At 65.0% G+C, this 13,311-nt stretch carries 11 protein-coding genes; 4 read left to right on the top strand and 7 right to left on the bottom strand.

Annotated features, from left to right (window positions below; all coding sequences use genetic code 11):
* Positions 1-40 precede the first annotated feature (40 nt).
* Genes C8K14_RS16815 through C8K14_RS16790 form a run of 6 tightly spaced genes read right to left on the bottom strand, consistent with a single transcriptional unit; the run spans position 41 to position 7,623 of the window.
* Positions 41-1,693, bottom strand: a complete 1,653-nt coding sequence (locus tag C8K14_RS16815; RefSeq protein ID WP_107717758.1) for a long-chain-fatty-acid--CoA ligase — start codon at positions 1,691-1,693, stop codon at positions 41-43.
* Between the two features lie 37 nt (positions 1,694-1,730).
* Positions 1,731-3,764 (bottom strand): 3-hydroxyacyl-CoA dehydrogenase NAD-binding domain-containing protein, encoded by a 2,034-nt coding sequence (locus tag C8K14_RS16810; protein WP_107717756.1) that lies wholly within the window; start codon positions 3,762-3,764, stop codon positions 1,731-1,733.
* Positions 3,765-3,777: 13 nt separating this feature from the next.
* Entirely contained in the window at positions 3,778-4,575 is a 798-nt protein-coding gene (locus C8K14_RS16805; protein WP_107717754.1) for an SDR family NAD(P)-dependent oxidoreductase, read from the bottom strand.
* Complete coding sequence (locus C8K14_RS16800) at positions 4,572-5,348, bottom strand: SDR family NAD(P)-dependent oxidoreductase (protein ID WP_022677727.1); 777 nt, start codon at positions 5,346-5,348, stop codon at positions 4,572-4,574. Before C8K14_RS16800 ends, C8K14_RS16805 begins: the two co-directional genes overlap by 4 nt.
* 14 nt (positions 5,349-5,362) lie before the next feature.
* Positions 5,363-6,379 (bottom strand): phosphotransferase family protein, encoded by a 1,017-nt coding sequence (locus C8K14_RS16795; RefSeq protein ID WP_107717753.1) that lies wholly within the window; start codon positions 6,377-6,379, stop codon positions 5,363-5,365.
* The gene (locus C8K14_RS16790) at positions 6,376-7,623 is read right to left on the bottom strand and encodes an acyl-CoA dehydrogenase family protein (RefSeq protein ID WP_022677725.1); all 1,248 of its coding nucleotides are present in this window, start codon (positions 7,621-7,623) and stop codon (positions 6,376-6,378) included. Before C8K14_RS16790 ends, C8K14_RS16795 begins: the two co-directional genes overlap by 4 nt.
* Positions 7,624-7,878: 255 nt before the next feature.
* On the opposite strand from C8K14_RS16790, the gene C8K14_RS16785 reads away from it, so the two are divergent.
* The 3 genes from C8K14_RS16785 (at position 7,879) to C8K14_RS16775 (ending at position 11,070) form a co-directional block, all read left to right on the top strand.
* Positions 7,879-9,108 (top strand): TetR/AcrR family transcriptional regulator, encoded by a 1,230-nt coding sequence (locus C8K14_RS16785; protein ID WP_022677724.1) that lies wholly within the window; start codon positions 7,879-7,881, stop codon positions 9,106-9,108.
* A gap of 94 nt (positions 9,109-9,202) precedes the next feature.
* On the top strand, positions 9,203-9,901 hold the full coding sequence (locus C8K14_RS16780) for a response regulator (RefSeq protein ID WP_107717748.1): 699 nt from the start codon (positions 9,203-9,205) through the stop codon (positions 9,899-9,901).
* Entirely contained in the window at positions 9,898-11,070 is a 1,173-nt protein-coding gene (locus C8K14_RS16775) for an ATP-binding protein (protein ID WP_107717746.1), read from the top strand. The genes C8K14_RS16780 and C8K14_RS16775 overlap by 4 nt, the downstream gene beginning before the upstream one ends.
* 34 nt (positions 11,071-11,104) lie before the next feature.
* Here the strand turns inward: C8K14_RS16775 and C8K14_RS16770 are convergent, their stop codons facing one another.
* A complete protein-coding gene (locus C8K14_RS16770) occupies positions 11,105-11,881 on the bottom strand; it encodes a class II aldolase/adducin family protein (protein ID WP_022677722.1) in 777 nt (258 codons plus the stop codon).
* 256 nt (positions 11,882-12,137) lie between these two features.
* Here C8K14_RS16770 and C8K14_RS16765 point away from each other — a divergent pair, with 256 nt between their 5' ends.
* Positions 12,138-13,202, top strand: a complete 1,065-nt coding sequence (locus tag C8K14_RS16765; protein WP_233251122.1) for an amidohydrolase — start codon at positions 12,138-12,140, stop codon at positions 13,200-13,202.
* Positions 13,203-13,311: the final 109 nt, after the last annotated feature.

The raw sequence follows: 13,311 nt of genomic DNA, 5'->3' as shown, positions 1-13,311 counted from the left end.
GGGGCAGGGCGGAGGCCGCGGCGAAGAGCGGAGCAGGGCATCAGGCCACGCCCGCCTGGGCGTTATCGGCATGGGTGGCGCGGATGAGCTTCTTGTCGATCTTGCCGACGCTGGTGCGGGGCAGGCCCTCGACCACGGCAAAGCGCTCCAGCTTGGCATAGCGGGTGATGGTGCCTTGGCTGATCGCTGCCTCGATCGGCGCGTTGAGCGCTTCGAGCGTCAGCGCGGCGCCGGGCCGCACGACCACAACCGCCAAGGGCCGCTCGCCCCATTTGGCGTCTGGCATGGCCACCACCGCCACTTCCACCACACCTTCGGCAGTGGCGACGAGTTCCTCCAGCTGGATGGAATCGATCCATTCGCCGCCGGTCTTGATCACGTCCTTCAGTCGGTCGCGGATCCGGATATAGCCATCGGGATCGATCGTCGCGATGTCCTGCGTGTGCATCCAGCCGCCGCGCCACAACGTTTCCGAGGCCTTGGCGTCGCCGGTGTAGCAGGGGGTAAGCCAGGGCGCGCGCAGCACCAGTTCGCCGCGCGTCTGGCCGTCATGCGGCAGATCATTCATGTCATCATCGACGATCCGCGCAGAAATCAGCGGGGCCGGGACCGTCGCGGTCAATGCCTGGATTTCCGCCGCGTCATCGCCTTCGGTGCCGGGGCGGATACGCGCGACCGAGACCAGCGGCCCGGTTTCCGACATGCCGTACCCCGCGATCAGACGCATGCCCTTGCGGCGCCCTTCGGCGCAGAGTTGCGGCGACAATGCTGATCCGCCCACGGTGATCGTCCAGCCGCTGACATCGGTGCCGGTCTTTTCGGCCGCATCGAGCAGCATTCGCAGGATGGTCGGCACGCAGTGCGAATAGGTCACCTTGTGCTGCGCGTGCAGCCGGCACAGCATCTCGGGCTCGTACCGACCCGGATAGACTTGCGTCATGCCCAGCATCGTCGCGACATAGGGCACGCCCCAGGCATGGACGTGGAACATCGGCGTCAGCGGCATGTAGACGTCTTTGTAGGCAAAGCCGGTGCCGTCGGCCGCGCCGAACGGCGCGTTGCACGCCAGCGTGTGGAGGACCAACTGGCGGTGGGTAAAGCACACGCCCTTGGGATTGCCGGTGGTGCCGGTGGTGTAGAAGGTGGTGGCAACGGCGTTTTCGTCGAAGTCCTCGAACGGATAATCCGGCGAAGCTGCGGCCGACAGCGCTTCGTACTCGCCCTTGGCATAGGCCGGCAGCGCGCCTTGCGTGCCATCCATGATGGCGACCACCGCCTTTACGCCGGGCAGCGATGGCAGCACGGCTTCAACCAGCGAAAAGAAATCATGGTGGACGAGCAGGATCTCCGCCTTGGCGTGGTTCAGCGCGTAGGCAACCTGCGGCGCGGGCAGGCGCACGTTCACCGTCTGCAGCACCGCGCCCATCATCGGAACGGCGAAATAGGCCTCGAGATAGCGGTGGCTGTCCCAGTCCATCACCGCGATCGTCATCCCCTGCTCGGCACCCAGGTCCGCCAGCAGCGAGGCGAGCCGGCCGACCCGCCCGGCAAACTCGCGATAGGTCCAGCTGCCCTGGTCGCGATAGACGATCCGCCGGTCGCTCGCCGTGGTCAGGGCACTATCGAGCAGGTGGCGGATGGTCAGCGGGAAGCGATAGGCCTCGGTCGCCGGTTCAGCGAAGCGTAGCGGCATGATGCTCTCCTCTTGTCTTGTCTTTTTTGTGCGTCGCTTATCGGTCGAGCGGCTTGCCTTGCGCGGCGCAGTCCAGCAGCAGCGGCGAGAGCGTGAATTCGGCGCCCAGCGCTTGTTGGTAGCGTGTCAGGGCCTGCGCGATCTTGTCCAATCCAACCGTGTCTGCCCAGAACATCGGCCCGCCCTTGTGGCGCGGCCAACCATAGCCATAGTTCCACACGACATCGATGTCCGACGCGCGTTGGGCGATGCCTTCTTCCAGGATCTTGGCGCCTTCGTTGACCATCGAGTACAGCGTGCGCACCATGATCTCCTCGTCGGAAATATCGCGCGGGACGATGCCAGCCCTGGCGCGGAAATCATCGATGATCGTCGCGACGACCGGCGATGGCGTCGGCCGCCGCTTTTCGTCGTAATCGTAGAAGCCGGCCTGCTTCTTCTGGCCCCAGCGCCCCTCGGCGCACAGCGCGTCCTGAAGGCTTTCGATGCGGCTGGGATCGCGATGCCAGCCGATATCGACGCCGGCGAGGTCAGCCATCTGGAACGGACCCATCGGCATGCCGAATTCGGTATGCACGCGATCGACCTGTTCCGGCGTCGCGCCTTCCAGCAGCAACGCGTTGGCGTTGGCCTGGCGCGGGATCAGCATGCGATTGCCGATGAAGCCATAGCAGACCCCGGCAACCACCGGCACCTTGCCGATTTTGCGCGCGATATCCATGCCGGTGGCCAGCGCATCGGGCGCGGTTTTGGCGCCGCGTACCACCTCGACCAACTTCATCACGTTGGCGGGCGAGAAGAAATGGAGGCCGAGCACGTCCTGCGGGCGCGTGGTTGCCGCCGCGATTTCGTCGATCGAGAGATAGGAGGTATTTGACGCAAGCATCGCGCCCGGCTTGGCGATGCCGTCGAGCCTGGCAAAAATATCCTTCTTCACGTCCATGTTTTCATAGACCGCCTCGATGATGAGGTCGCAGTCGGCAAGCGCTGAAAAGTCGAGCGTCGGGGTGACCAGGCCCATCGCCTTTTCCACCTGCTCGGCGGTGAGCCTGCCCTTGGCGGCAGTCGCCTCATAGTTCTTGCGCATGACTGCGATGCCACGGTCCAGCGCATCCTGCGCCATCTCGACCATGGTTACCGGGATATTCGCCGAGAGGAAATTCATCGAGATGCCGCCGCCCATCGTGCCGGCGCCGATCACGCCGACCTTGGTGATCGGGCGGAGTTGGATATCCTTGGGCAGGCCATCAATCTTGGCCGCGGCGCGCTCGGCGAAGAAGACGTGGCGCAGCGCCTTGGACTGCTCGCCGGCGACGAGTTGCTGGAACAGCGCGCGTTCCTTTTCCTGCCCTTGGTCGAGCGGCAGTTCGGTTGCGGCCTTCACCGCCGCGATGCAGGCTTGGGGCGCGTCGAGGCCCTTGATCTTGCGGGCATTTTGGGCCGCAAACTGTTCAAACACTGCCGGATCGGCCGAAACCGAACGATCGCCGGTGCGGCGGGGCGCAGTGAGCGTGCGGGCATAGGCGATCGCCTCGGCGGCAAGGCTTTCGTCACTTTCGGCCAGTTTGTCGACGAGCCCGGCCTGCGCCGCCTTGCTCGCCGCGATCGGCGTACCCGAGACAATCATGCCAAGCGCGGTTTCCACGCCGACGAGGCGCGGCAGCCGTTGCGTGCCACCGGCACCGGGCAGGATGCCAAGCGAGACTTCGGGCAGGCCCAGCCTGGCCTTGGGGCTGGCGATCCGGTAATGCGCGCCCAGCGCCACCTCCAGCCCGCCGCCCAGCGCCATGCCATGAATGGCGGCGACCACCGGCTTGGCGCTCGCCTCGATCGCATCGACCACCTGCGGCAGCCAAGGATCGACCGGCGGCTTGCCAAACTCGGTAATGTCGGCGCCACCCGAGAACATCTTGCCGGCGCCGCGAATGACGATCGCCTTGATCGCCGGATCGCCCTGCGCATCGGCCAGCGCCTTGGCCAGCCCCTGGCGGACCTGCGCCCCCAGTGCATTGACCGGCGGGTTGGCCATGACAATCTCGAGGACGTCGTCGTGAAGCTTGGTCTCGATCATGGGATATCTCTCGTCAGAAGGACGTCTCGCCCAGGCCGCGCGGCCGGGCGAAGGGATGGGAGGAGGAGAGGCCGGCATCGACGACCAGGGCATGGCCGTTGACATAGCTGGCCTCGCCGGACGCGAGGAATGCGACCGCGGTGGCGATCTCGATGGGCTGGCCGCCGCGCTTGAGCGGGTTGAGTTGCCCCAGTTGGTCGCTTTTGCCCTTGGCGCGGGCGCGTTCGTAGAATGACTGGGTCATGCCCGTCTCGATCAGGCCAGGGCACACCGCATTGACGCGAATGCCCGATCCGCTGAGCTGCTGTGCCGCGGTCTGCACAAGATTGATCACCCCGGCCTTGGATGCGGAGTATGCCGGGCCACCCGCGCCGGCCCGCAGCCCTGCGACCGAGGCGGTACAGACGATCGCACCGGCGGTTCCGGCATCGAGCATGGCCTTGGCACCATGCTTGATGGCAAGGAACGGACCGATCAGGTTGACCTGCAGCAGGGCCTGCCAATCTTCCACCGACTGGTCGAAGATGCCGGCCATGCCGCCGCTGATCCCGGCGTTGGCAAAGATCACATCGATTCCGCCATGCGTCTGGATTGCGGCGGCGATCATCGCGATGACATCGCCTTCATTGCCCGCGTCCCCGCGCATCGCGGTAATCGCGGAATGGGCGGCAGCCGTCGCTGCCACGCCATCGGAAAGGTCGACCGCCAAAACCCTTGCGCCTTGTTCGGCAAACAGGATGGCCGCGGCACGGCCAATTCCCGATGCCGCGCCGGTGACGAGGACACTCTTCCCGGCGAACCGCGCGTTCACAGGCCGCCCCGGATAGTCGTGCCACCGTCAACGACAATGCCCTGGCCGGTGACATAGGCGCCGGCTTTCGAAGCGAGGAAGACCGCTGCGCCCGCGATCTCGTCGGGCTCGCCAATGCGGCCGAGCGGGGTGACGCGCTTGAGCGCGGCCTCTGCCTCCGGGTCTTCCCACAGCGCCTTGGCAAAGTCGGTGCGGATCACCCCGGGTGCGATGGCGTTGACGCGCACGTTGTGCCTGCCAAATTCGATCGCAAGGTTGCGGACCAGCTGGAAATCGGCGGCCTTGGACACGTTGTAGGCGCCGATCACGTCGGACCCGATCAGCCCGCCGATCGAGGAGACGATCACGATCGCGCCGTTCTCGCGCTCGATCATTTCGGGCACGACCATGTTGACCAGCCAGTGATTGGCCAGCACGTTGTTGTCGAAGATCTTGCGGAACTGTTCGTCGGTGATCCCCGCCATGGGCCCGTAATAGGGGTTGGAGGCCGCGTTGCAGACGAGGATGTCGATCTTGCCGAACCGCTGGCGCGTTTCCGAGACCAGCGCCTGCAGCATCGCCTTGTCGGAGATGCTGGCCGCGATGGCGATGGCGCGTTCCTCGCCATGCGTGGCGTTGATGGCGTTGGCAACTTCCTCGCAAGCCTGCTGCTTGCGGCTGGAGATCACCACCTTGGCACCGGCATCGGCATAAGCCTCGGCGATGGCGCGGCCAATGCCGCGCGACGATCCGGTGATGATCGCGACTTTGCCGGTCAGATCGAACAAGTCCATGTTTATCGCTCTCCTTATGCGGTGGCGCCGGCCTGGCGTGCTTGTGCCCAGGCGGCCTGGGCCAGCGGCCGCAATTTGGCGACGGCTTCTGCGGCCCTGCTGCTCGAGGCATTGCCATCGATCAGACGCTTCTTGATGCCCTGGACGATGCCGACCAGGCGGAACAGGTTGTAGGCAAAATACCAATGCAGATCGGGCAAGGCGTCTCGCCCGCTTGCCGCGCAATAGCGGTCGACCATGGCGCCAAGCGGCGGCAGCCCTTCGGCCGCGAGATCGAGGCCGGCGAGCCCCGACCGCCCGTCACGCGGCATCGCCCAGTTCATCGCGAAATACGTGAAGTCGGCCAGCGGATCGCCGATCGTGGTCAGCTCCCAATCGAGCACCGCGGCCACCCTGGGGGCAGTGGGGTCGTAGATCAGGTTGTCGATCCGGTAGTCGCCGTGGATGATCGCGGTGCGGGTCTGCGCGGGCACTGTACGCGGCAGCCAATCGATCAGCTTGTCCACCTCGGCAATGTCGTCCGTCTGCGCGGCGCGATACTGCTTGGTCCAGCGCTGGATCTGCCGCTCGAAATAGTTGCCTGGCGGTCCGAAATCACCGAGCCCGACGGCCTGGTGATCGATCGCGTGAAGCGCCGCCAGCGTATCGACCATCGCCTCGTAATAGGCATGGCGATCGGGCCTGGGGATATCGGGCAGCGTGCCATCCCACAGCGTGCGGCCCTCCACCAGTTCCATCAGGTAGAAGACGGCACCGATCACGCTCTCGTCCTCGCACAGCGCAATCGGACGGGGCACCGGGAATCCGGTTGGGGAAAGGGCCGAGATCAGGCGAAATTCACGGTCGACCGCATGGGCCGACGGCAGCAACCGGCCAAACGGCTTGCGCCGCAGCACGAAATTTCCGGCCGAGGTTTCGATGCGGTAGGTGGGATTGGACTGCCCGCCGGCAAACTTCTCCACCGCGCGCAGCTCGGCAGAGGTTGCCTGTTTGAGCCATCCCGCCAGCTTGTCCTGGTCGAGATCGCTCATCGCGCGGCGTCACGGTATTTGCCGAGTTCGGCGCGGGCGATGGCGCGGGCGTGCACCTCGTCAGGGCCGTCGGCAAGGCGCAGCGTGCGGATGTTGGCCCAGTCTGCCGCCAGCTGAAAATCGCCCGAGACACCAGCGCCGCCATGGGCCTGCACGGCATCGTCAATGATTTTCAGGGCCATCATCGGCGCCTGCACCTTGATCATCGCGATCTCGTTGCGGGCGGCCTTGTTGCCGGCGCGGTCCATCATGTCGGCCGCCTTGAGGCAGAGCAGCCGCGTCATCTCGATGTCGATGCGGGCACGGGCGACGCGTTCCTCCCACACACTGTGTTCGGAGAGGCGCTTGCCGAACGCGGTGCGCGATACCAGCCGCCTGGCCATGGCCTCCAGCGCCTCCTCGGCGGCGCCGATCGTGCGCATGCAGTGATGAATGCGGCCCGGCCCGAGCCTTCCCTGGGCAATCTCAAAGCCGCGGCCCTCGCCCAGCAGCAGGTTTTCCGCCGGCACGCGCACATCGGTCAGCGTAACCTCGGCATGGCCGTGGGGGGCGTGGTCATAGCCATAAACCGACAGCAGCCTCTCGACCTTCACGCCGGGCGTATCGACATCGACCAGGATCATCGCCTGCTGGCTGTGCGCGGGGGCATCGGGATCGGTCTTGCCCATCACGATCGCCAGCTTGGCGCGCGGGTCGCCCATGCCAGACGACCACCACTTGCGCCCGTTGATCACATAATGATCGCCGTCACGCCGGATCGAGGTGCGGATGTTGGTCGCATCGGACGAGGCGACCTCGGGCTCGGTCATCAGGAACGCCGAGCGGATGGTGCCCTCCATCAGCGGCTTGAGCCAGCGATCCTTCTGCGCCCGCGTGCCATAGCGGTGCAGCACTTCCATGTTGCCGGTGTCGGGCGCCGAGCAGTTGAACACTTCCGAAGCCCAGCCGATGCGCCCCATCTCTTCGGCGCAGAGCGCATATTCAAGATTGCTGAGCTGCGTTCCCTCGAACACGAAGCTGTCGTCCACATGGCTATGGCCCGACGCCGGCGGCATGAACAGGTTCCACAGCCCGGCAGCCTTGGCCTTTGGCTTGAGCGCCTCGATCGTTTGTGATGGCGTCCAGCGATCGCCGGTGTTCACCTCCGCCCCATAGGCTTCGACCTGCGGCCTGACGTGCGCGGCGATAAAATCACGCACCGCGCCTTGGAAGTGCCGCTCACGTTCGGTGAAGGTGAAATTCATGGACCTCTCCAGAGGCTGGCCGACTCAAGGGCCATACCCTAAGTTCTAATTATGCCTGACCATGACGCATCTCTGCAGACCTGTCCAGCAGGACTCGACAAGCAAAACGAGATATATTGCGTAAAATCGGCACGGCTCGTCGCTTTGTCAAAACTGACCCGATATTCGAATCGCAGTTTGGGGTGGTGCAATCTGTGGGTCGACAGCCGCGGCGCGAGTGGCGATAAGGCATGCATGTGCGACACCATCCCCCCCATGCCTGGCGCGGAAACCGGCGCTGCCTTGGTCGATAGCGCGACCCGCTTTGACAGGCAGAAGCAGCGCATCGTCGATGCGGCTACGGCGCTGTTGAACGACAAGGGCATGCGCGGGATGACGCTGTCTGACGTGGCGACCGAACTGGGCCTGAGCACGACCAGCGTGACCTACTACTTCCGTCGCAAGGAGCAGCTGCTGACGGCGGTGTTCGAAGACACGCTCGGCAGGCTGGCAGCGATGGTGGATGCAGCGCAGGCAGAGGCGACGCCCCGCGCGCGCGTTGCCCGCTACGTCGAACTGCATTTCGAGCACTTTGCGGGAACCCTGCGCCAGTCGGAGCGGCCGCTGGCAAACCTTTCCGAAATCCGCTCGATGGACGAGCCGGCGCGATCATCGCTGATCGAGCAATATCGCGGCACGCTGCGGGCGATCCGCAGTTTCTTTGGCCCGGCCCGCGATGCCTCGCACCGCGACGTGCTGATTGCGCGCGCGCACATCCTCAACGAGGCGCTGCTATGGCAGCGCACATGGCTCGGGCAGTTCGCGATCGGGGATATGCCCAATGTCCGGCAGCGTTTTTTCCGGATTCTCGACGGCGGTATCGTCACGCCCGGCACGGCCTGGGACGTTCGCGTGTTCACGCCGGGGGCGGTAACCGACGCGGGCGACCAGGAAAGCTTTCTGCGCGTGGCAACGCGTTTCATCAATGCCACCGGCTATCGCGGCGCGTCCGTCAAGCGGATCATGGCGGAATTCAATCGCACCAAGGGCAGTTTCTACCATCATCTCGATTCCAAGGATGATCTGGTCGTCGCGTGCTGGCGGGCCAGCCACCGTCGCCTGGCCGATTTGCAGACCAGGGCCAGGGCCGAGCAGGCATCGGCGTGGAAGCGGCTTTCCGCCACGGTGCAGTCGGCGCTGCAGTTGCAGTTTGCCGACGAGTTCCCGCTGCTGCGCGTGACGGCCTATCAGGCGATGCCGCCTGCGGTTCGCGCGCTGGCGCTGCGCTATGCCCAGCGCACAGCTCTCGGCATGATGGGCGAGCTGGTGGAGGGGATGGCCGAAGGCGCCGTTCGCCTGGTCGATCCGTTCATCGCCGCACAGTTTCTGCTTGCGGCAATCAACGCGGCCTACGATCTGCAGGGGTGGCGCAAGGATCGCTCGCTGGCCGTGGTGATGGATGCCTACAAGTCGGTATTGGGCAACGGCTTGTTCGCCCCGGAGTGATGAGAGGGCCTTGCCCGCGCCGCTCGGCTGGCTTGTATAATATAGTCAGGGCTATAATACCTGCGGCTATGTCGCAATCGCTGGGCAACAATGCATGACCGAGTCCGGGCCCCTGGTGCTGGTCGTCGAGGACGAGCAGAAAATCGCTGACATTATCCGGGCCTATTTCGAGCGCGAGGGCTACCGCGTGGTCCGCGCCGCAGATGGGGAGGAAGGCGTCCAGAACCACTACCGGCTGGCCCCGGACCTTGTCATCCTCGATGTCAAGCTGCCCAAGCTCGATGGGTTTCAGGCCCTGGCGCGGATGCGCGCGCATTCCGACACGCCGATCATCATGGTAACCGCGCTGGGCGAGGATTACGAACGGCTTGCGGGGTTGCGCATCGGGGCAGACGACTATGTCGTCAAGCCTTTCAATCCGGCCGAACTGGTGGCGAGGTCTGCCGCCGTACTGCGCCGGGCAAGGTCGCAAAGCGTGCCGCAGCGGCTGCGGATCGGGGTGATCGAGATCGATTGCGATGCGCATCTCGTGTCGGTTTCCGCAGGCCAGGGACCGCGCCGCCTGATCGAGACGACCATCACGCAATTTCGCTTGCTCGAATATCTCGCCCGCGCGAGCCCGCGGGTGGTCGGTCGCGGCGCGCTGCTTGATGCCTGCCTTCCGGAAGGAGAGGCGCTCGAACGGACCGTCGACAGCCACCTGTCGAAATTGCGGCGCAAGCTGGAGATGGCCGGGGCCGGCGACGTGCTCGAAAGCGTGCGCGGCGTCGGCTATCGATTGTCGGCGCGATGATGTGGCGCACGCTGCGCCTGCGCACGCAACTGGCGGCGGCGATGATCCTGGCCATCCTGCTGGCCATTCTGTTCGGCTATGTCGGGCTCAATCTCTTCGCGCGATGGCAAGAGCAGATGATGCTCAATGCGCTCGATCCGGTTGCGCGCCAGACGCTGATGGAGGTCAACGCCGGGGGGAGGCCGCCGGCGGCAGCCGCTGTCGCGCTCTACAAGGAACGGGTGCGGATTGCGCAGACCATCGACCACGAACAAAGCGTGCTGCTGATCGGATTGGCTGCGCTAGCATCGATGTTCGGCATCGCGGTTGGCCTGGCGCTGGCCACCCGCCTGGCCCGCCCGATCGAGGCAGTGAGCCACGCGGCGCGCGCGATCACCTCGGGCGATCTGTCGGCGCGGGCGGCCGAAGGGCCGCCGGGCGCGGGCGAGCTACGGCAATTGCTGTCCGATTTCAACAGCATGGCCGAGGCGCTGGAAGCCTATGACCGTGATCTGCGCGAAGGCTCTGCCGCCATCGCGCACGAGTTGCGCACCCCGCTGACAATCTTGCGCGGGCGGCTGCAAGGCCAGCTGGATGGCGTGTTTGCCACCGATGGTCCCGCGATCGCCGCGCTGATCCAGGAGGTGGATCTGCTCGCGCGCATCGTTGAGGATTTGCAGACGCTCAGCCTGGCCAATACCGGCCGTCTCGAACTGAATGTGCGTTTGGCCGATATGGCGCTGCTCGCCGCCACGCACCTGCACGCCCTCGAGCCGATCCTGGCCAGCGCCGGCATGCGCCTGGAAACGCGCCTCGCGCCGACCCTGGTCGAGATGGATGAGCAACGGCTAGGACAGGTCCTGCTCGCGCTTGTCGACAACGCCCGCCGGCATGCCGCAACAGGTGGGGTGGTCGAAGTCGAAACGAAAATCGATGGTGCCAGCGCCTTGCTGATCATTACCGATCGTGGTCCCGGTCTGCCGTCGCACGAGCCCGATCAGGTTTTTCGCCGCTTTTGGCGGGGTGAACCGTCGCGCAGCCGGGTGCACGGAGGCAGTGGCCTTGGCCTCGCCGTGGTGAAAGCGGTTGTCGAGGCGCACGGCGGGACAGTCCTGGCAGGCGACCGCCCGGATGGTGGCGCGGTGTTCCACGTACAGTTGCCGCGGCAGCAAAGGCGGGGCAAAGCCTGATACGCTGCCCCGCCGTGGCTAAACCGGCAGGACCTCAGCTGTCGTAACCGGGCAAGCGGCGATCGAGCTGGCGCAGGAAGCCCGGCCAAGCCAGCATCGCCGATTTTGCGCGTCCGGTACTCACCTGCTGCCGCACTTCTTCCTGCGCAGCGGCTGGCGCAAGCATCACGTTGTCTCGCCCGATCGACAGCGCAGCCACCTGCTGGGCACATGCCTTTTCAAGGTAATACATGCCGAGCCACGCTTCTGCCGCCGTTTCTCCCACCGCAAGCGTACCATGGTTGCGCAGGATCATGGTCTTCTTGTCCCCCAGGTCGGCGACGATCCGCTCACGCTCCTCAAGATTGAGCGCGATCCCTTCATACCCGTGGTAGCTGATCGAGGGCAGCGCGATGAGCGCATGCTGAGTCAGTGGCAGAAGCCCCTCGCTGTGGGTCGACACGGCAACGCCGTGATCGGAGTGGAGGTGCATGACGAAACGGGCGTCTTCGCGCGCGCCGTGGATCGCCGAATGGATCGTGAAGCCGGCCGGGTTGACCTTGTACGGCGTCGGCTCGATGATCTTGCCATCCAGATCGATCTTGACCAGCGACGAGGCCGTGATCTCTTCGAAAAACATCCCATAGGGATTGATCAGGAAGTGGTGATCATCCCCGGGCAGTCGCGCCGAAATGTGGGTATAGATCGCGTCATCCCAGCCGTGCAGGGCGACAAGCCGATAGAGCGCGGCCAGTTCTACGCGGATCTGCCATTCCTGCGATGCGGTATCGGTCTGTGCGGCTGTCCGGTCTGCCGGCGCGAGCGTGTCCATTTCAGTTCTCCTGTCCATCAATCGCTATCGTTATTACAACCGCGGCGCTGAACCCGACTGGGCCTCGCCGCGCCCAGTTTCCGGGCCGCTATGCGTAGTACGCATGCTACCGCACCGGCTTGACCCAATCAATAGCGATAGCTATTAATATGCGTGCCCGCCGCTTTGCCGGCCCGGAACCGCATTTCACAGGGTCAAGATGGCCGAGGCGCTGGGGCAGGGGCGGTGTTTGGCCACAGCAAAGGACAGCGATAGCATGGGGCTGGGTAACGCAGCGCGGATAATGCCGCGCGAGGACGCGATCGATCCCGATCTGCCGATCATCGATCCGCACCATCATCTTTGGCAGGACCATCCCGAAAGCCACTATGCGGCAAAGGCGGTGCATCCGTTCAACGATATCTTTGCCCAAGACCCCGTGTATCTGCGCGACGAGTTCCTGGCGGACTTGCGCACCGGCCATAACATCATCGCCACGGTCTATGTCGAATGCGGCGCATTCTACCACGAGCACGGATCGGAGAACGATCGCGCGCTGGGTGAGATCGAACGGGTCGTGGAAATCGCGCAGGCAGGCGCGGGCGATCCTTCGGGAGGCCAGCCGTGCGCGGCGATCGTGGGCTATGTCGATCTGACCAGCGATGATGCCGCTGCGGCGCTGGCGCGCGCGAAAGCGGCTGGCGCGGGCAAACTGCGCGGCATCCGCAACATCGGCCCGCATGACGACGAACGCGTGCTCGGCCCGGTCGCCCCAGCGCCCCGTGGGCTCTATGGCAGCGACGCCTTTCGGCGCGGCTTTGCCGCATTGGCCGAGGCAGACCTCTCGTTCGATGCCTGGGTATTCGCGCCGCAGATCGGGGAAGTGACGGACCTCGCCCGTGCGTTTCCGCAGGTGCCGATCATGCTGGATCACGTTGGCACGCCGCTGGGGATCGCCCGGCATCGCGGCACGCTGGCAGCGACCTTTCCCGATTGGCAACGCGCCATCCGGGAACTGGCGACCTGCCCCAACGTCCACGTCAAGTTGGGCGGGCTGGGCATGCCCTTCACGATGCTCGACGGCCTCGGACCCACGCAACGCGTTGGCTCCGAGACTCTCGCGCGCCTGTGGCAGCCCTATATCGAAAGCTGCATCGAAGCCTTTGGGCCGCACCGTGCGCTGTTCGAAAGCAACTTCCCGGTCGACCGCTGGGGCGCAGACTATGTCGAAACCTGGAACGCGTTCAAACGTCTGACGCGTTCCGCCTCGGCAGACGAGAAATCGTGGCTGTTCGCGCGCTCTGCTGCCAAATTCTATCGTCTCGACGTTCCCATCGCCTAACATACCGTCGACCGCCAGAAACGGTCCTGTTGCGCGCCCAAATAAGAAGGCCTGCCCCGGCATGCGGTCGGAGCAGGCCTTCCCGCGACGGCGGTCTGCGCGCCTGCCT

It is taken from the genome of Novosphingobium sp. GV079 (genome assembly GCF_003058045.1).
GTDB lineage: Bacteria > Pseudomonadota > Alphaproteobacteria > Sphingomonadales > Sphingomonadaceae > Novosphingobium > Novosphingobium capsulatum.
Note: the sequence above shows the minus strand (reverse complement) of the source record. Positions and strands in the feature narration are given on the sequence as shown.

Excerpts from the sequence above, each read along its gene's own strand:
- C8K14_RS16785 (WP_022677724.1), top strand. The coding sequence starts at position 7,879 with ATGCCTGGCGCGGAAACCGGCGCTGCCTTGGTCGATAGCGCGACCCGC.
- C8K14_RS16815 (WP_107717758.1), bottom strand. The coding sequence starts at position 1,693 with ATGCCGCTACGCTTCGCTGAACCGGCGACCGAGGCCTATCGCTTCCCG.
- C8K14_RS16780 (WP_107717748.1), top strand. The coding sequence starts at position 9,203 with ATGACCGAGTCCGGGCCCCTGGTGCTGGTCGTCGAGGACGAGCAGAAA.
- C8K14_RS16775 (WP_107717746.1), top strand. The coding sequence starts at position 9,898 with ATGATGTGGCGCACGCTGCGCCTGCGCACGCAACTGGCGGCGGCGATG.
- C8K14_RS16765 (WP_233251122.1), top strand. The coding sequence starts at position 12,138 with ATGGGGCTGGGTAACGCAGCGCGGATAATGCCGCGCGAGGACGCGATC.
- C8K14_RS16795 (WP_107717753.1), bottom strand. The coding sequence starts at position 6,379 with ATGAGCGATCTCGACCAGGACAAGCTGGCGGGATGGCTCAAACAGGCA.
- C8K14_RS16770 (WP_022677722.1), bottom strand. The coding sequence starts at position 11,881 with ATGGACACGCTCGCGCCGGCAGACCGGACAGCCGCACAGACCGATACC.
- C8K14_RS16800 (WP_022677727.1), bottom strand. The coding sequence starts at position 5,348 with ATGGACTTGTTCGATCTGACCGGCAAAGTCGCGATCATCACCGGATCG.
- C8K14_RS16790 (WP_022677725.1), bottom strand. The coding sequence starts at position 7,623 with ATGAATTTCACCTTCACCGAACGTGAGCGGCACTTCCAAGGCGCGGTG.
- C8K14_RS16810 (WP_107717756.1), bottom strand. The coding sequence starts at position 3,764 with ATGATCGAGACCAAGCTTCACGACGACGTCCTCGAGATTGTCATGGCC.